13 protein-coding genes are annotated in these 18,124 nt (G+C 67.8%); 5 read left to right on the top strand and 8 right to left on the bottom strand.

Annotated elements, in window-relative coordinates; genetic code table 11:
• Positions 1-441: carboxymuconolactone decarboxylase family protein (locus tag ABSF49_RS12140; RefSeq protein ID WP_424112912.1), on the bottom strand; the 441-nt coding region annotated here is incomplete at its 3' end.
• A 285-nt stretch (positions 442-726) separates the two neighbouring features.
• Here ABSF49_RS12140 and recA point away from each other — a divergent pair.
• Both recA and alaS read left to right on the top strand, forming a co-directional pair.
• Positions 727-1,806: a recombinase RecA gene (gene recA, locus ABSF49_RS12135; RefSeq protein WP_424112911.1), complete on the top strand. Its 1,080-nt coding sequence runs from the start codon at positions 727-729 to the stop codon at positions 1,804-1,806.
• Positions 1,807-2,165: 359 nt separating this feature from the next.
• The gene (gene alaS / locus ABSF49_RS12130; protein ID WP_424112910.1) at positions 2,166-4,832 is read left to right on the top strand and encodes an alanine--tRNA ligase; all 2,667 of its coding nucleotides are present in this window, start codon (positions 2,166-2,168) and stop codon (positions 4,830-4,832) included.
• Positions 4,833-5,253: 421 nt separating this feature from the next.
• On the opposite strand, the gene ABSF49_RS12125 is transcribed toward alaS, so the two are convergent.
• Genes ABSF49_RS12125 through cckA form a run of 3 tightly spaced genes read right to left on the bottom strand, consistent with a single transcriptional unit; the run spans position 5,254 to position 9,234 of the window.
• Positions 5,254-5,778 (bottom strand): SixA phosphatase family protein, encoded by a 525-nt coding sequence (locus ABSF49_RS12125; RefSeq protein WP_424112909.1) that lies wholly within the window; start codon positions 5,776-5,778, stop codon positions 5,254-5,256.
• 41 nt (positions 5,779-5,819) lie between these two features.
• On the bottom strand, positions 5,820-6,668 hold the full coding sequence (locus ABSF49_RS12120; protein WP_424112908.1) for an AAA family ATPase: 849 nt from the start codon (positions 6,666-6,668) through the stop codon (positions 5,820-5,822).
• A 52-nt stretch (positions 6,669-6,720) separates the two neighbouring features.
• The gene (gene cckA, locus ABSF49_RS12115; RefSeq protein ID WP_424112907.1) at positions 6,721-9,234 is read right to left on the bottom strand and encodes a cell cycle histidine kinase CckA; all 2,514 of its coding nucleotides are present in this window, start codon (positions 9,232-9,234) and stop codon (positions 6,721-6,723) included.
• Positions 9,235-9,530: 296 nt separating this feature from the next.
• Here cckA and ABSF49_RS12110 point away from each other — a divergent pair, with 296 nt between their 5' ends.
• Positions 9,531-10,511: a hypothetical protein gene (locus tag ABSF49_RS12110; protein ID WP_424112906.1), complete on the top strand. Its 981-nt coding sequence runs from the start codon at positions 9,531-9,533 to the stop codon at positions 10,509-10,511.
• 6 nt (positions 10,512-10,517) lie between these two features.
• Here the strand turns inward: ABSF49_RS12110 and dksA are convergent, their stop codons facing one another.
• Entirely contained in the window at positions 10,518-10,940 is a 423-nt protein-coding gene (gene dksA / locus ABSF49_RS12105) for an RNA polymerase-binding protein DksA (protein WP_424112913.1), read from the bottom strand.
• Positions 10,941-11,114: 174 nt separating this feature from the next.
• On the opposite strand from dksA, the gene ABSF49_RS12100 reads away from it, so the two are divergent.
• Complete coding sequence (locus ABSF49_RS12100; protein WP_424112905.1) at positions 11,115-11,540, top strand: universal stress protein; 426 nt, start codon at positions 11,115-11,117, stop codon at positions 11,538-11,540.
• On the opposite strand, the gene ABSF49_RS12095 is transcribed toward ABSF49_RS12100, so the two are convergent.
• Both ABSF49_RS12095 and ABSF49_RS12090 read right to left on the bottom strand, forming a co-directional pair.
• A complete protein-coding gene (locus ABSF49_RS12095) occupies positions 11,541-12,716 on the bottom strand; it encodes a vWA domain-containing protein (protein WP_424112904.1) in 1,176 nt (391 codons plus the stop codon).
• Positions 12,717-12,885: 169 nt separating this feature from the next.
• The gene (locus ABSF49_RS12090) at positions 12,886-14,496 is read right to left on the bottom strand and encodes a TIGR03768 family metallophosphoesterase (RefSeq protein WP_424112903.1); all 1,611 of its coding nucleotides are present in this window, start codon (positions 14,494-14,496) and stop codon (positions 12,886-12,888) included.
• A 398-nt stretch (positions 14,497-14,894) separates the two neighbouring features.
• Between ABSF49_RS12090 and ABSF49_RS12085 the strand changes: the two genes are divergently transcribed.
• Entirely contained in the window at positions 14,895-15,881 is a 987-nt protein-coding gene (locus ABSF49_RS12085) for an HAD family hydrolase (RefSeq protein ID WP_424112902.1), read from the top strand.
• 72 nt (positions 15,882-15,953) lie between these two features.
• On the opposite strand, the gene ABSF49_RS12080 is transcribed toward ABSF49_RS12085, so the two are convergent.
• The coding region (locus tag ABSF49_RS12080; protein WP_424112901.1) for an autotransporter family protein at positions 15,954-18,124 on the bottom strand (2,171 nt) is incomplete at its 5' end.

The following is an 18,124-nucleotide window of genomic DNA, read 5'->3' as shown; positions in this document are numbered from 1 at the left end:
GGCTCCGCCGGCCGCTAGCAGACGGTCGAGGACCAGTTCGCGGATATTGGGGAGTGGGGTCGAATCGTTGGCGTTGTCGGTTGCATCTTCTGGCTTACTAGAAACGGTCTGGTCGCCCCCTTCTTCCTCCTCCTCTTCTCCTTCCTCCTCCTCTTCGCCGCTTGCCCCAATTTCAGGCACATTTGCGCGAGCGATAGTGAAAGCGCTGTCGAAAAGTTCGGCGCCGATAGCCTCCCTCACCGCATCCCACATCTTGGGCACCTTGGGATCAAACCCGAAGGCTCGAAGCGCATCGCGGATGATTGCCTGTGCGTCGTCGGTCTCTTTGATAACCTTTATGGCGGCGTCGCGGATCGCCCTTTCTCGGGCATTGACGTCCTGCGCGCGTACCTGGCGGATCAGAAGCGCCAGAATCGCCTGTTTGTCATATTTATCCAACACGACTGATTCCTTTCGGCCCAAACCTTACAGGCAGTCTCGAAGGAAATCAACAGCCGGTATCTCGTCAAGATAGACGTCAAGTCCACCAAGGCCGATGCCCCCGATCGGCTACGAAAGCAATATTAACCAATGTCAATACGTTGAATTATGCGAAGTGCATACTCTGGAACAAAAAAAGAACTTGCGCACGAGAACAAACCATGCACATAGTGCGTCACGAGGGGGTCGCCGGGGACGCATCGCAGTTGCCTCGGAAGCGCCGACCGTGAGAGAAGGAGTCGAGCCGTGAGCCAGCCGAATCTTCGCGTCGTGGAAGGGCCGATTGTGGATAAGACCAAGGCGCTCGACGCCGCGCTGTCGCAGATCGAACGCGCCTTCGGCAAAGGCTCGATCATGCGCCTGGGCAAGAACGTCAAGGTCGCCGAGGTCGAGACGATCCCGACCGGCTCGCTCGGCCTCGACATCGCGCTCGGCGTCGGCGGCTTGCCGCGCGGCCGCGTGGTCGAGATTTACGGACCGGAATCCTCGGGCAAGACGACCCTGACCCTGCACGTCATCGCCGAGGCGCAGAAGCGCGGCGGCGTCTGCGCTTTCGTCGACGCCGAGCACGCGCTCGATCCCATTTACGCCCGCAAACTCGGCGTCAATCTCGAGGACCTGCTGATTTCCCAACCCGACACCGGCGAACAGGCGCTGGAAATCACCGACACGCTGGTGCGCTCCGGCGCGATCGACGTGCTGGTGATCGACTCGGTGGCGGCGCTGACCCCGCGCGCCGAGATCGAGGGCGAAATGGGCGATTCGCAGCCCGGCCTGCAGGCGCGCCTGATGAGCCAGGCGTTGCGCAAGCTCACCGCCTCGATCTCGCGCTCCAACACCATGGTGATCTTCATCAACCAGATCCGGATGAAGATCGGCGTCATGTACGGTTCGCCCGAGACCACCACCGGCGGCAACGCGCTCAAGTTCTACGCTTCCGTGCGGCTCGACATCCGCCGCATCGGCGCGATCAAGGACCGCGAGGAGGTCATCGGCAATCAGACCCGGGTCAAGGTAGTCAAGAACAAGGTCGCGCCGCCGTTCAAGCAGGTCGAGTTCGACATCATGTACGGCGAAGGCATTTCCAAGAACGGCGAATTGATCGACCTCGGCGTCAAGGCCGGGGTGGTGGAGAAGTCGGGCGCCTGGTTCTCCTTCGACAGCCAGCGCCTCGGCCAGGGGCGGGAGAACGCCAAGGCCTATCTGAAGGCCAATCCCGAGATGGCCGATCGCATCGAGAAGTCGATCCGCGAAAACGCCGGCCTGATCGCCGAGCGCATCCTCGACAATTCCGATCCCGCAGAAGCCGAAGCCGACGACGTCTGAACCGTCCTGTCGGACGCGCGCGTCCCCCCTGTTAACAAGCGCGTCCGACCGCCGCAGGGCGGCCTAACGCCGTCTCGGCCGGCGAGCGCGCGGCCGCGCCGTTTTCTTGCTCGGCGCGGCCGCGTCGCGACGCCGCCACAGGGGCCCATCGCCCCGGACAAGGCGCTGAATCCTCGAGTCTGCGACGAAAGGGAGGCGCATGGCGGCGCTTGGCGGGTCGCCGGCGCGTCGTGGCCATGCGCCGCTTGCGCGGGCCGCCCGCCGTCGCCCGCCGCCGCGGGGGCCGGGTTTGCCTTCGCCGCGCCATGCATTAGAAGGCTTGGGGAATTTCTCCTCGAGCCTCGGGGCCTTTGCGTAAGATGAGCGGCGTCAACGAGATCCGATCGAGCTTCCTGCAGTTCTTCGCCAGGAACGGCCACGAGATCGTCGCTTCGAGTTCGCTGGTGCCGCGCAACGATCCGACGTTGATGTTCACCAACGCCGGCATGGTGCAGTTCAAGAACGTCTTCACCGGCGTCGAGCGGCGGCCCTACAACCGCGCCGTCACCGCGCAGAAATGCGTGCGCGCCGGCGGCAAGCACAACGACCTCGACAACGTCGGCTACACCGCGCGCCATCACACCTTCTTCGAGATGCTCGGCAACTTCTCGTTCGGCGACTATTTCAAGCCGCTGGCGATCGAGCTCGCCTGGAGCCTGATCACCAAGGAATTCGGTCTGGCCAAGGACCGGCTGTGGGTGACGGTCTATCACGACGACGACGACGCGTTCTCGCTGTGGAAGCGCATCGCCGGCCTGCCGGAATCGCGCATCGTCCGCATCGCCACCAACGACAATTTCTGGGCGATGGGCGACACCGGCCCGTGCGGCCCGTGTTCGGAAATCTTCTACGACCATGGCGACAAGATCCCCGGCGGCCCGCCCGGCTCGCCCGACGCTGACGGCGACCGTTACATCGAGATCTGGAATCTCGTCTTCATGCAGTACGAGACGCTGGTCGGCGGCGAGCGCACCCATCTGCCGCGCCCGTCGATCGACACCGGCATGGGGCTCGAGCGCGTCGCCGCGGTGCTGCAGGGCAAGCACGACAACTACGACATCGACCTGATGCGGGCGCTGATCCGCGCCAGCGCCGAGGCGACTGGCGTCGATCCCGACGGGCCGCAGAAAGTCTCACACCGCGTCGTCGCCGACCATCTGCGCGCCTCCGCCTTCCTCGTCGCCGACGGCGTGCTGCCGTCGAACGAGGGGCGCGGCTATGTGTTGCGCCGGATCATGCGCCGCGCCATGCGCCACGCCCAGCTGCTGGGCGCGAAAGAGCCGCTGATGTGGCGGCTCGTCCCGGCGCTGACGCGCGAAATGGGGCAGGCCTATCCCGAGCTCTTGCGCGCAGAGACGCTGATCTCCGAAACGCTGAAGCTCGAGGAGACGCGCTTCCGTTCGACGCTGGTGCGCGGCCTGGCGATCCTGGAGGAGGAGACGCGCGCGCTCGGGCCCGGCGCCAAGCTCGCCGGCGAGGTCGCGTTCAAGCTCTACGACACCTATGGCTTCCCGCTTGATCTGACCCAGGACGCGCTGCGCGCGCGCGGCATGGGCGTCGACGACGACGGTTTCGCCGCGGCGATGGAGCGCCAGCGCGCCGAGGCGCGCAAGGCCTGGGCGGGCTCGGGCGAAGCGGCGACCGAGACGGTGTGGTTTTCTTTGCGCGAGCGGCTCGGCGCGACCGAGTTCCTCGGCTACGAGACCGAGACCGCCGAGGGCGTGGCGAGCGCGATCGTGCGCGACGGCGCCGAGGTCGGCTCGCTCGGGCGCGGCGAGCGCGGCTGGCTCGTCCTCAACCAGACGCCGTTCTACGGCGAGTCCGGCGGCCAGGTCGGCGACGTCGGGCGGATGCTCGCGCCCGGCCTGCGGCTCGCCGTGCTCGATACGAAGAAGCGGCTCGGCGACCTGATCGTCCACGAGGTCGAGGTCGAGGAGGGGACGCTGGAGGTCGGCGCGGCGCTGGCGCTGCGGGTCGACCATGCCGCGCGCTCGGCGACGCGCGCCAACCATTCGGCGACCCATCTGCTGCACGAGGCGTTGCGGCAGGTGCTCGGCGACCACGTCGCGCAGAAAGGCTCGCTGGTCTCGCCCGACCGCCTGCGCTTCGATATCGCCCATCCCAAGCCGATCACCGACGCGGAACTCGCCGCGGTCGAGGACATCGCCAATCGCGTCGTGCTCGAGAACGCGCCGGTGGTCACCCGCCTGATGGGGCTCGACGAAGCGCGCGCCTCGGGCGCGCGGGCGCTGTTCGACGAGAAATACGGCGACGAAGTGCGCGTCGTGTCGATGGGGACGATCGAGGGCGGCGACAACGGCCCGCATCCGTACTCGGTCGAATTGTGCGGCGGCACCCATGTCGCGCGCACTGGCGACATCGGCCTCGTCTCGATCGTCGGCGAAAGCGCGGTCGCCGCCGGCGTGCGCCGCATCGAGGCTCGCACGCGCGACGCGGCGCGCCATCGCCTCAACGCGGACTCGCGCGCGCTCGCCGATCTCGCCGCGCAATTGCGCGCGCCGGTCGGCGAGGTCGGCGGCCGGCTCGAAGCGCTGATCGACGAGCGCAAGAAGCTCGAGCGCGAACTCGCCGACGCGCGCCGCAAGCTGGCGATGGGCGGCGGAACCGGCGGCGGCGACGCCCCGCGCGAGGTCGCCGGCGTCAAGTTCTACGCCCGCCAGGTTTCCGGCGTCGAGATGAAGGACCTGAAGTCGCTCGCCGACGAAGCCAAGCAGAGCCTCGGCTCGGGCGTCGCGGCGATCGTCGCGACCGCCGAGGACGGCAAGGCGAGCCTGGTCGTCGGCGTCACCGGCGATCTCACCGCCCGCTTCAACGCCGTCGAACTCGTGCGCCGCGGCGCGGCGGCGCTCGGCGGCAAGGGCGGCGGCGGCCGCCCCGACATGGCGCAGGCCGGCGGCCCGGAAGGCGCGAAGGCGGCCGACGCGCTCGCCGCCGTCGAAGCCGCGATGCGCGACGCGGCGGCGTAAAGCAGCGGACGTCGCCTGCCCGAACCGTGCTCGCCGTCAAGCCTGCTTCGCTCTGACGAGCGAAGCGCCGCTGGCGCGGTCGCTCGCGCGAGGCTTGACCGCTGCGCGCGTTTCGGGCGTTTTGCATTCGAGGTCTTGCTGAAAGCCCCGGCCCATCAGGCCGGAGCTTTCAGCAAGAGCTCGGAAACCCACTGACGCATCGCGGCGGCGCAGTCACCGCGAAGCGGCCGCAGCGCGGCGGAGGAGCGGCGTCAGCCGCTTGACGGCGACGCGGCGGTGCGTCCCTTCGCGCACGGCTTGCGACGCAATTGCCCTCACCCCAGCCCTCTCCCGCGAGCGGGAGAGGGGGCGAAACCTTTCTCCCGCTTGCGGGAGAAGGTGGCGCGAAGCGCCGGATGAGGGCGCGTCCGCGCGCTTCCCCTCACACCTTCTCCAGCTTGGGGTCGTCGGGCGTGGCGAAGCAGGCGAGCTTGGCCGAACCTGGCTGCACGTCGCGCCAATGGGCGACGTCGAACTCGAGCGCCGCCAGGCTGGCGGTCGGAAATTTCGCCGAGATTCGCAGCAGGTCGAGGTCGGCGCCGTGGCCGACCAGATGGTTGGCGACGTCGGCGAGACTCGGGTTGTGGCCGACCACCATCACGCTCGCTGAGCCGTCGGGCAGGGCGCGCACGATCGCTTCGACCGTGGGGCGCGAGGCTTCGTAAAGGCGCGGCTCGACCCGCGCCTCGATCAGACGCGGCCAGACGGCGCGCGCGATCTCGGCGGTCTCTTTCGCGCGCCGCGCGCCGGAATGGACCACCAGCTCAGGCGTCAGGCCGGAAGCGGCGATGAAGGCGGCGACCCGCGCCGCGTCGCGGCGGCCGCGCTCCATCAGCGCGCGCTCGTGATCGTCGTGGCCGGCGGCGACGGCCGCTTTGGCGTGGCGGAACAGCAGCAATCGGCGCATCGGGAATTCCTTGTGGCGAAGGCGAGCCTGTCGGCGCGCCGCTAACGGCTTCGCTCGCGGCGGTCGAGAAACGCCAGCCGCTCGAACAGGTGCACGTCCTGCTCGTTCTTCAGCAGCGCGCCGTGGAGCGGCGGGATCAGCTTGCGCGGATCCTGCTCGCGCAAGGTCTCGGCGGCGACGTCGTCGCTGAGCAGCAGCTTCAGCCAGTCGAGCAGCTCCGAGGTCGACGGCTTCTTCTTCAGGCCCGGCGTTTCGCGCATGGCGAAAAAGGCGCGCAACGCGTCGCCGAGCAGGCGCGGCTTGATGCCGGGATAATGCGCCGCGACAATTGCCTGCATCGTCTCCGGGTCGGGAAAGCGGATGTAGTGGAAGAAGCAGCGGCGCAGGAACGCGTCGGGCAGCTCCTTCTCGTTGTTGGAGGTGATGACGACGATCGGCCGCCGCTCCGCCTTGATCGTCTCGCCGGTCTCGTAGACGTGGAACTCCATCCGGTCGAGCTCCAGCAGCAGGTCGTTGGGGAATTCGATGTCGGCCTTGTCGATCTCGTCGATCAGCAGCACCGGCCGCTGCGGCGCCGCAAACGCCTCCCACAGCCGGCCGCGGCGGATGTAGTTGCGGATGTCGGAGACGCGCGCTTCGCCGAGCTGCGAATCGCGCAGGCGCGCGACCGCGTCGTATTCGTAGAGCCCCTGCTGGGCGCGGGTGGTCGACTTGATGTGCCAGGCGATCAGCGGCGCGCCGATCACGTCGGCGATCTCCTGGGCGAGCAGCGTCTTGCCCGTCCCCGGCTCGCCCTTGATCAGCAGCGGCCGCTCGAGGCGGATCGCCGCATTGACCGCCGTCTTCAGTTCGTCGCTGGCGACATAGGTCGCCGTGCCCTCAAAACGCATCGGGATCTCGCTTCGCGTCGCCGGGTTCGCCGCCTCCCCCGGTCGCCCACCCTCAACTCATCGCGCTCTTCACCGTTTCAATCAACTGCTTGAGCGTGAAAGGCTTGGGCAGGAAAAGGAACTCCTGGCCTTCGGGGAGGTTGCGGGCGAAGGCGTCGTCGGCGTAGCCGGAGACGAAGATGATCTTGACGTTGAGGCCGCGCCGCCTGAGCTCGGTGAGCATGGTCGGCCCGTCCATCTCCGGCATGATGACGTCGGAGACGATCAGATCGATCGCGGCTGCGCCCTCGACGACCCTGAGCGCCTCGACGCCGGTCGCCGCCTCGAGCACCGTGTAGCCGCGCGAGGCCAGCGCGCGCGCGGCGAAAGCGCGCACCGCCTCCTCGTCCTCGACCAGCAGGATCGCGCCGCGGCCGGTGAGATCGGCGGCCGGCTTGGCCGGCTCCTTCTTCGCCGGCTCGACGCCCGCCTCGGGTATGAAGCGCGGCAGCAGGATGCGGAAGACGGCGCCGGCCCCTTCCTCGCTGTCGCAGAACACGTAGCCGCCGGTCTGCTTGACGATGCCGTAGACCATCGACAGGCCGAGCCCGGTGCCCTTGCCGACTTCCTTGGTGGTGAAGAACGGCTCGAAGATCTTGTCGCGCACGTGGGCTGGAATGCCGTGGCCCTCGTCCTCGACCTCGACCAACACGTAGTCGGCGGGAATCAGCGACTTCTCGTTGAAGCTGGCGCATTCGGCGGCGGGCACGTTGCGCGTGCGCAGCGTGATCTTGCCGCCGTCCTTCATCGCGTCGCGCGCGTTGACGACCAGATTGACGATCACCTGCTCGAACTGGTTGAGGTCGGCCTTGACCAGCCACAGGTCGCGCCCGAGCACGACGTCGAGCTCGATCGTCTCGCCGACCAGCCGGCGCAGCAGCATCTGCAGGTCGGACAGCACTTCGCCGAGCTGCAGCGTCTGCGGCCGCAGCGTCTGGCGGCGCGAGAAGGCGAGCAGCTGCCGCACCAGGCCGGCGGCCCGGTTGGCGTTCTGCTTGATCTGCATGATGTCCTGGAAGGACGGATCGGTCGCGCGGTGGTTGGCGAGCAGCAGGTCGGAATAGCCGATGATCGCAGTCAGGACGTTGTTGAAGTCGTGGGCGATGCCGCCGGCGAGCTGGCCGATGGCCTGCATCTTCTGGCTCTGGACGAAGCTCTCCTGCAGCGCCCGCTGCTCGGTGGTGTCGAGGGCGAAGACGGTCGCGTTCGCGCCTTCGTCGCCCTGGGGATCGGCGGCCGCCGAGACGAAGAACCGCGCCGAGCGCGGCGGCTCGCCCGAGAGGGCGAGATCGACCGGAGCGACGTCGCCCTTGCCGGAGCTCGCCGCGGCGAGCGCTTCCCTGAGCGCGGAATGGTCGCGTTCGGCGACGCCGGCATAGAGCGAGGGCCGCGCTTCGCCCACCGGCGGCTTCAGCGCCGCCGGCGCGAGCCGGGCAAAAGCGCCGTTGGCGCGCAGCACGCCGCCGTCGGCCGCGACCGACGCGATCGCCATCGGCGTCGCGTTGAAAAAGCGGGCGAAGCGCACTTCGGCGGCGCGCAGGTCGTTCCCATCGTCCTCGCCGGGAGCCCGGTTGAGCGCCAGCGTGCGCGACGGGCCGGGCAGGCCGGCGCTGGAGAAGGCGACGCGGTGCAGCAGCCTCACCGGCAGAAACTGGCCGCCGCGGCGCTTGAGGTCGACGTCGAACCGCTCCGTCGTCACCTCGCCGGGATGGCCGGAGACGACGCTGAGCAGCGCCGCGCCGTCGGCGGCGACGATGTCGGCGAGTTTGAGCTGGCCGGCGGCGAACTGGGCGATGTCGTAGTCGAGCCAGTTGGCGAGCGTCGCGTTCATGTGGACGATCGAGCCGTCCGGATCGGCGGAGAAGAAGCCCGCCGGCGCATGGTCGAGATAGTCGATCGCGTGCTGCAGGTCCTGGAAGAAGCTCTCGTGGCGCTCGCGCTCGCGGGTGATGTCGCTGACCGTCCACAGCGTCGCGCCGCGCCGCGAGACGCCGTCGAGCGGGCGGACGCGGATGCGGTACCAGGCCGCCGCGCCGTCGCCCGAAAGCGGCGGCGCCATGCGCAGTTCTTCGACCGCGCTCTTGCCGCCGCGCGCCGCCTGCGCCAGCCGGTAGACCGCCTCGGAGACTTCCGGCGCGCCGGTGAACAGCCGCTCGACCAGTTTGAGGTCGGCCGCGCCTTTGGCGCCGGAAAAGACGCGGTAGGCGTCGTTGGCGTAGACGATGCGCGAGTCGGCGTCGGTGACGATCAGCCCGTCGCTGTTGCCGTCGGCGATCGCCTTGGTGACGTCGAAGCGGCTCGCGCGGCCGGCGAACTGCAGCTGGCCGAAGGCGTAGAGCAGGATCGAAAAGACGCCGAAGATCGCCAGCAGCGCGATTGTCAGCGAGATCGCCTTGACCCCGAGTTCGGCCGGCAACAGCAGGAACGCCGCCACGGCGCAGCACAGGATGAGTGCGAGCGCCAGCAGCAGCGCCGGGTTGGCGGCGCGCTCGACCCGGTCGACCGTCGGAGGCGAATTGGCGCTCATGGCGAACCCATCTCTCCCTCGCCGGTCCGGCCAGAGCGGTCGCAAGGCGTTGCGGCCGCGCCGGCTGCCGATCGCGACGCCGCCCGCGGCGGGCGGGGACGAGCCCCGCCTTCGGCCAACCGTCCGGGCGTATCACGAACCGCGCCTGTTTTCATGATCCCCATGATCTGATAGGAACGCCGATCCCGGAGCGAGTCGCATAATTGCGCTCAGTCTGATAGTGACATTTTTTCATCGCCCTTGGCGACAGGGACGAACCCGGGAAATGCGCACGGTCGCCGCGGACTGGATATCGCATGTCATCGATTAGCAATTTGTTTTCGTCCGACAGCGGCAACTTCCTCAAGATCGCCATCGTCGCGGCGGTGGTCGTCGCCGCCGCGCTGATCCTCGCCGTCGTCTATCGCCTCGTTTTCGGTCATCGTCTGCGGGTGCCTGGCGCGAGCCGCGCCCGCCAGCCGCGGCTCGGCCTGGTCGACGCCTTCTCGCTCGACGGTCAGCGCCAGCTGGTGCTGGTGCGCCGCGACAATGTCGAGCATCTGATCATGATCGGCGGCCCCAACGACGTGCTGCTGGAATCGCAAATCGTGCGCGCCGTCGCCGCCCAGCCCCGCGAGCCGAGCCTCAAGCCGCCGGTCGCCGTCGTCGAGCCGCCGCATGCGCCGGTCGACGGCGCGCCGCCGCGCGTCGAAGCGCCGATCCTGCGCCGGGTCGAGCCCGCCCCGCCGCGCCCTGCCGCCCGCCAGGCGCCGCCAGCCGCCCGTGAGCCGCCGCCAGCCGTCCGTGAGCCGCCGCCAGCCGCCCGTGAGCCGCCGCCAGCCGTCCGCGAGCCGCCGCCGCGCGTCGAGCCGCCGCCGCGCGTCGAGCCGGTCGTGGCCAGGGTTGAGCCGCCGCCGTCGCGCCCTGAGCCGGCGCCCGCGCTGGTGCGCCCCCTGACCGCCGCCCGGCCGGAGCCGGCGCGCGTCGGCCCGCCGCCGCCCGCCGCCCCGCCGCCGCTCGCCCCGCCGCCGATCGCCGCCGTTCCGCCGCGCCCGGCGGCGCCGGCGCGGGGAGGCCTGCCGCCGCCGATCGGCACGCCGCCGACCATCCGCGGCCGCGCCCCGCCGCTGCCGACGCCGCACGAGGGACCCGCCGTCGTCGCGCCGCCGCCAGCCGCGCCGCCCGCGCCGCCGTCGGGCGAAGCCGCGGGCGCCGGAAAGCCGAAGGGCGACGATCCCTTCGCCGATCTGGAATCGCTGGAAGCGGAAATGGCCCGCCTGCTCGGGCGCGGCGGCTGAGCGTCTTTATTCGTCGCGGTAGATTCGCTCGCGCCGCTCGTGGCGTTCCTGCGCCTCGACCGACAGCGTCGCGATCGGCCGCGCGTCGAGCCTTCTCAGCGAGATCGGGTCGCCGGTTTCGACGCAGAAACCGTAGCTGCCGTCGTCGATGCGCGTCAGCGCCGCCTCGATCTTGGCGATCAGCTTGCGCTGGCGGTCGCGCGCCCGAAGCTCGATCGCGCGGTCGGTTTCCGACGACGCGCGGTCGGCGATGTCAGGATGATTTTCGCTTTCGTTCTGCAATGCGGCAAGCGTCTCCTTGCTTTCCGCCAGGATCGATTCGCGCCATGCGATCAGCTTGCGCCGGAAATACTCCTTTTGCCGTTCGTTCATGAACGGCTCTTCATCGGAGGGTCGGTAGTTGTCTTCGATAACGCCGACAATGCCCATGGTTCTCGGTTCCCCGGTGAACTCGGCGCCCTTATAGCGATGTCGTCGCCGGGGAACAACGGTTTGTCGTCCCCTCCACAGGGGCCGGAAGCGCGCTGGCCCGCCGCATTGCCGCGCCGCGCGCAAACAGCCTAATCTCGCGCCGCCGGCGTCGGCCGTCCCGAGGAGGAAACCATGTTCCATCGGATCATTCTCGCCGTCGATCTCGCCGATCCCACTGTCCACCCCAAAGGCCTCGACCAGGCGCTCGAGCTCGCGACGCAGAGCGGCGGCGACCTGCGCCTGGTCAACGTGCAGCCTCTGCTGCCCGCCACCTTTATGGAGTACGTGCCCGCCGACTTCGACGAGGAGCAGGAAAAACGCGCCGAGGCGGCGCTCGACGCGATCGCCGCCAAGCTCACTCTGCCGAAAGAGCGGGTGACGACGGCGGCGCTGGGCGGCGGCGTCTATCACGAACTCCTGCGCGACGCGACCGAGTGGGGCGCCGACCTCATCGTGGTGGGTTCGCACCGGCCAGTGATGTCGGACTATCTGCTCGGCTCGAACGCCAAGACCATCGTGCGCCACGCGCAATGCTCGGTGCTGGTGGTGCGCGATTGATCAACGCGCCAGCGCGCGCATCGCCGCCTCGACGCCGTCGGGGGTGAGCGGATACATGCGCTGATCGAGCAGGCCTGAGATGATGCGCGTCGATTGCGCGTAGGTCCATTGCTCGGGCGGCGACGGGTTGATCCACACGCTGCGTGGCCAATGGGCGACGGCGCGCCTCAGCCAAGTCTCTCCCGACTCGGGATTGTGGCGCTCGACCGAGCCGCCAGGCGCGAGGATCTCGTGCGGGCTCATCGCCGCGTCGCCGACGAAGACGACGCGATGGTCGCGGCCGAAGGAATTGATCACGTCCATTGTCGGCGTGCGTTCCTCGAAGCGGCGGCGGTTGCTCTTCCACACGCTCTCGTACAGGCAATTGTGGAAGTAGAAATGCTCGAGCCGCTTGAATTGCAGCCGCGCCGCCGCGAACAGGCTCTCGGCCGCCTCGACGTGCCAATCCATCGAGCCGCCGACGTCGAGGAACAGCAGCACCTTGACCGCGTTGCGGCGCTCCGGACGCATCTTGACGTCGAGATAGCCGTGGTCGGCGGTCGAACGGATGGTGTCGTCGAGATCGAGCTCCTCGGCCGCGCCCTCGCGCGCGAAGCGGCGCAGGCGGCTCAGCGCCAAGCGGATGTTGCGCGGTCCGAGCTCCTCGTCGCCGGCGAAGTCCTTGAATTCGCGCTTGTCCCAGATCTTGACGGCGCTCGATCGGCGCGAGCGCTCCTGACCCATGCGCACGCCGGCGGGATTGTCGCCGTAAGCGCCGAAGGGCGAAGTCCCCGCCGTGCCGATCCGTTTGTTTCCGCCCTGGTGGCGCTCGCGCTGCTCGGCAAGGCGCTCAGCCAGCTTCGCCAGCAGCGCTTCGAGGCCGAGCGCCTCGATCTCGGCGCGCTCCTCGGGACTCAGAATGCGCTCGATCGCCCTGCGCAGCCATTCGGCCGGGATCTCGGTCGGCTCGACGCCGGCCGAGGGCGTCAGCGCGCCGCGAAAGACCTCGGCGAACACCACGTCGAACTTGTCGAGGTTGCGCTCATCCTTGACCAGCAGCGCGCGCGACAGGCGATAGAAGTCCTCGACCGACTTGTCGGCGAGGTCGGCCTCGAGGGCCCGCATCAGGTCGAGGAATTCGCGCGGCGTCACCGGCACGCGCGCCTCGCGCAGGGCGGCGAAGAAGGCGAGAAACATGCGTCGATGCTAGGCGCGGGGGCGGCGGCGCGCAACGGCGGCTGGAATTCGATCGTGGGCCAGTTTGAATTTCCGGAGCTGGCCGGCAGCGGAATGGCGGCTTACGGCAGTCGAAATGGCCAAGCCGACATTCGCTCCCGCACGGCATCGCGCAGCCTCTCAATTTATGTCAGGTCGCCGAGCGCGCGTCGTAGGTTCGAAGTTTCGCCTGCATGGCGGGGCTCAAAGGCTTGACCAGCTCCGCGTTGTACGAGCCGGTCGGTCGCAGCGGCAGTTGATGCGGACTCAGTTTGTCGGGCGAGTAGATCTGTTCGATCGCGGCGGCGTAAGAACGCGACTGCGCCGCAGGCGACCCGCCCTTCACCGCCGGATCGACATCGGTCGTGAAGATGGAAATCGTCTGGTCGCTGTTGCGGACGATTTCGAACATGCGGAACTGCTGGGGAAAGTCGCGCAACGAAGAGGTCTCGACCTGCCAGAATCCGAGCTCGGGACGGGCGGGGTCGGGCGATTTGAACGCGGTTACGCAATTCAAGTGGCGATGCCCCGCGATCCACAGGACGAGATTTGGATATTCGTGCAGCTTGGCGAACAGATTCGGCTCGGACACGTAGGCGGCGGAGTTCCAGCCGACGTAGGATTTCGCCGGCTCGACGCCGATCGGCACGTGCGCGGCGACGACCATGAGCTGACCATTCGCCTGTCCGTCGTCGAGCTCCTTGACCAGCCAGTCATAGCGGGCCTTGTCGAGCGAGCCGTGCCCGTAACCGGGAGAGCTGGTCTCGGAAAAGGCCGGGTTGGGGTCCTCGTCCTTCTGGGTGTCGTCGAGCACGATGACCTTGAGCGGCAGGCTCGCCTTCGGCGCAAAACTGTAGCAGGCAAATTCGCTGTCGACATTGGCCTGAGAGAACCCGTGGCCGACCGGCTGCGACATCGTGTTGAAGAACTCGTTCATCCATTCTTTCCGCCTGAGCGAACGGCGACTCGCGTCGGCGACGACTTTCGGCGGGCTCGCGAAATTGCCAACCGGTCCCGCGCCAACAATGGCGCCGTACGGCGTCGCGCCATCGAGCGCGCCCATATAATAGTCGCGGTGATTGATTCCGTCGGGGTCGGTGAAGAGGTCGCCGAGCTTGAGGATCTCCTCGCCGACATAAGTCGGCCGCAGGTAATCGTTGACGGGGTTCGTCCCCATCCAGAACTGATCGTGGTTGCCGATGGCCTGGTACCACTTGATCGACTTGTCGAGCCCCGCCGCTTTGTAAGGCTTCTGATAGTCGATGGTCGCGGCGCCGGCGTGAGCGCCGGAGCTTGGGGTGACAGTCTTGCCATCGAGCACGTCAATGTACCATCTCAATTCATTGTACTGCGTGTTGTTGCAGGCGTCGCCGAGAGAGACGCCGAAGTCGATCGGGCGCTGCTCATGGATGGCGTTGATCGTTCGCACGGCGGCGTCGAGCACCTGCGTCGTTCCCAGCATGACCGGCGAATATCCCGGCGTCACGCCGTCCTTGAGCCCAAGGTAGATAGCCGACGAAGGCGACTCCTTATCGCAGATATGGATGTCGCTGATGGTAAAGAAGCGCAGGAGGCGCGCCGTCCTCTTGACCGAGGCCGCGGTATAGGAAGCCGGCGCCAGATCGAGCCGTCTCTCGTAGTCGAGGCCCGGGCCGTAGCGCCAAGCGCCGTAGCCGTTCGGAGCGTATTTTTCGACCGCGTCCGGACGGATCTTCACCGAAGGTTTCGGATTCGGCAGCACCGTCCTCTGGCGCGTCGTCATGACGTTGGGGATTGGCGATAGAGCGCTGGGCCAAGAAGAAGCCGCGGCGCCGGCCCGGCCAATTGCAAAAGCAGAAATCGCCAGAGCGCTCGCGCCTGCGCCAAAATGGCGCCGTGAGATCGTCGTCACGACTCGTCCTTTGGTCGTCAGCGGAGCAGCGGGCCCGTCGACCGTTGCACCGCCAACCATAACCGTGAAGAATTTTCGAACCGACAACGCGAAAGGGAAAACGCCCTCGGCCAGGAAATCGGCGACGAGCGCTGAAGAGATTCAGGCGCGGCTTATCGTCGCGCCGGGACTCGTTCTAGGTCCCTCGGCGCTTCCCCCGTCAATTCGTTTCAATCCAGAAACACCCAACGGCTATCCTCGGCGGTCTGCATTCAAAAAGGATTCCTGCCGTGAGGACGCTGTTGTTCAAAAGTCTGTTCGCTCTGCTGTTGCTGGCGAATGCGGCCTTCGCCGCCGATCCGCTGCCGTCGTGGAACGACACCGGCGCCAAGAAAGCCATCGAAGCGTTCGTCGAGAACGTGACGAAGGACGGATCGCCGGACTTCGTCCCCGTCGCCGAGCGCATCGCCACCTTCGACAACGACGGTACGTTATGGTCCGAGCAGCCGCTGTATTTCGAGTACATTTTCGCGCTCGACCGTTTGCGGGCGCTCGCCCCGCAGCACCCCGAATGGAAAACCGAGCAGCCGTTTGCGGCGGCGCTCAATGGCGATCTGAAAGGCGCGCTGGCCGGCGGCGAACCCGCCGTCGCGCGAATCCTTGCCGTCACCCATGCCGGGATGACCCCCGAGGAGTTCGACCAGATCGTTCGTGACTGGATCGCCAACGCCCGCCATCCGAAGACTGGACGACTCTACACCGAGATGGTCTATCAGCCGATGTTGGAACTGCTCACCTACCTTCGTGCGAACGGTTTCAAGACCTTCATCGTATCTGGCGGCGAGATCGAATTCATTCGCGCCTGGTCCGAGCAGATTTACGGCGTTCCGCCGGAGCAGGTGGTCGGGAGCAGCGTCAAGACCAAGTTTGAATTGCGGGGCGACCAGCCAGTGTTGACGCGCCTGCCTCAGATCGACTTCGTCAGCGACAACGCCGGCAAACCCGTGGCCATCAGCTCGCATATCGGCCGCCGCCCCATCGCCGCGTTCGGCAACTCCGACGGCGACCTGCAGATGCTCCAGTGGACAACGGCCGGGCGGGGCGCGCGTTTCGCCCTCCTAGTACATCACACCGATTCCGCCCGCGAATGGGCCTACGACCGGCGATCCCCGATCGGCCGGCTGGACAAGGCGCTTGATGCGGCGCAGGCGAAGGGTTGGACGGTCGTCGACATGAAGAACGACTGGAAGGTCATCTATCCATACGAGATGAAGTGAGAGCGGCGGATGTCCGCCGCCCCAATCCCTGAAGAGCACGCATTGTCGCCGCGGGGATAGAGCCCACCCGCGTCAGAACAGCCAGGTCAAGTTTCCCTTGATCGAGTTGCTCATGACGCGGTCGCCGTATTGACCGGAATAGGACAATCCGACCTCGGCCCGCGGGCTGAGGCGCAAATCGAGCCCGCTCTCGAAAAGGGCCGTGTCGCGCGCGATCGGCAGGCCTGCGACCGCGAAGGTCTCGCTCGTGCTCTGGAACGTGAGCGTCTCCGTGGGCGTGAGCGAGCCGAGGGCGTGCTGCCAGGCGACCGAGACGCGCGGCGTCAGCGCCGTACCGTTGGCCAGGAGATAATCGACGGCGGCCCTGCCGCCCAGCGTGGAATAGCCGATGTCGAGATGGTTCGCTGATCCGCTGAGCGCGGCGACGCCGCCGCCGTTCTCAGCGAAGCCGTCGACGTCGAGACGTGCGAAGGCGAGCCCGCCGAACGGTTCGGCGACGATCTTACCGAGCGTCATGCGATAGCTCGCCTCGCTGAAGACTTGCGCCGTGACCGCGTCGTAGCGGGCGGACGCCGTCTCAGCGAAGCCGGGAAACGCGAGCGAGCGCGTGGCGTCGAGGGCGCTGAAGCTCGCCGCCGCAGCTGAGCGCAGACTCCAGGGACCGAAACTGGCCGCCACATAGCCGGCCAGATGCGCGGCGCCGATGTCGGCCGCGCTGCCGCGGTCGCTGACGCTGACGGAGGAGTCGGTGTAGCCGCCCGCGACGCCGGCCAGCCAGTGGGAGTCGAAGCGACGGTCGACGCCGGCGAACAAGCCGCCGAGCGAGCGGCTCGCCGCAGCGGCGTCGCCGTCGCCGCCGATCCGACCCCACGAATCGATCGCCTGGATCCAAGCATAGGTCGCCGGAACCGCTGCCGGCGGGACCCCGGGCGCAATCGTCGGCTTTCCGCCGCCTGCATTGGTCAGAGCGGACGCCGCGGGCGGCGACCCGAGGTCGTCACCGTACGCCGTCGTCGTCGGGCCGCCGGACCCGAGCGCCGCCGTTGGGCCGAAGGCGTCGGCGAAAGAGGCCTGACGCATCCGCGCCAACAACGCCTCGCGTAGATACAGACTGTCGTTGAGCATCGCCGTCTCGGCGCTGGCGTAGACCTCGCCCGAGAGCGCGTCGAAGGCGCGCGGAGCGCCTGTTGCGGATTGGACGTCCAACGCCAGGTCGAGGCCGCTTCCCGCCGGCCCGGCGCCGGCGGCGTCGGCCACCGCAACCTGGTTGGGCGTCGTTGCGAGGCTGGCGTAAGAAACGCCGTTGCGCGCCAGCGTCAGGAACACGTCGTCGGCGTCGTAGCTCAACAACGGTTGGAGAAAAGGCAGATTGTCGATGCTGACGTTGTCAAATGCGCCGTTGACGCCGCCGGCCGCGACGAGGATCGGATAGGCGTGGCCGACCTCCAAGCTGGCGCCGAGCATGCTCGCGGCGACCGCGCCACCCGACAGCGTCGCGATCCCGCCGACTTCGATCTGATCGGCGCTGTCTTCGGCGACCTTCACCTGATAGGTGGCGCCTGCCGCGACGGTCAAGTTGTCCGCGACATGGATCGCGCCGATCGAATTTCCGAGCGCGATCGTCGATCCGGGGCGCAGATCGAGTGAACCGAAATCGCCGACGCCGGAGAGAAAGCCGAAATTGGTGAATGCCCCCGAACCGGCGAAGGTCCCGGTCATGACGCCCTCGTTGTCGACGCCGCCATTGTTGGTCAGGACGCCGGTGAACACGCCCGTGTCGCCGAGCACGAAGGCGGCGCCGGGCGAGACCGACAGCGGGCCGAGCAGACTGCCAGTGACGCCGAGCGCGCCCCCCTGCACGTTGACGCCGCCGGTGAACGTGTCGTCGCCCGCCAGCACCAGGGTTCCCGAGCCTTGCAGGGTCAGGCCGCCGGGACCGCTGATGGCGTTGCTCCAGACGTCGAAGGCGTTGAAGCCGCCGAGCGCGGCGTTCATGTCGACCGTGACGTTGCTGGGAAAGGCGCCGTAACCGCCGGCGGCGGCGTAGAGATTGAGGCGGGCCCAGCCGGAGCCGTTGTCGAGCGCCCCGCCCGACGGCAATTCGGTGGTGGCGAGAATCGCGTCGAGCTGAGCCAGGCCGTAGGGCTGATCCGGGTTGAAATAAGGAAACCGCGTCTCGATCAACACGTACGCGTCGGCAGGCACGACCGGCGCCAGGTTCGTCGGACCGACGGCGGGAAGAT

The organism is Roseiarcus sp., from assembly GCF_049514155.1.
Lineage (GTDB): Bacteria > Pseudomonadota > Alphaproteobacteria > Rhizobiales > Beijerinckiaceae > Roseiarcus.
This window is presented reverse-complemented; position numbering and strand designations above follow the sequence as displayed.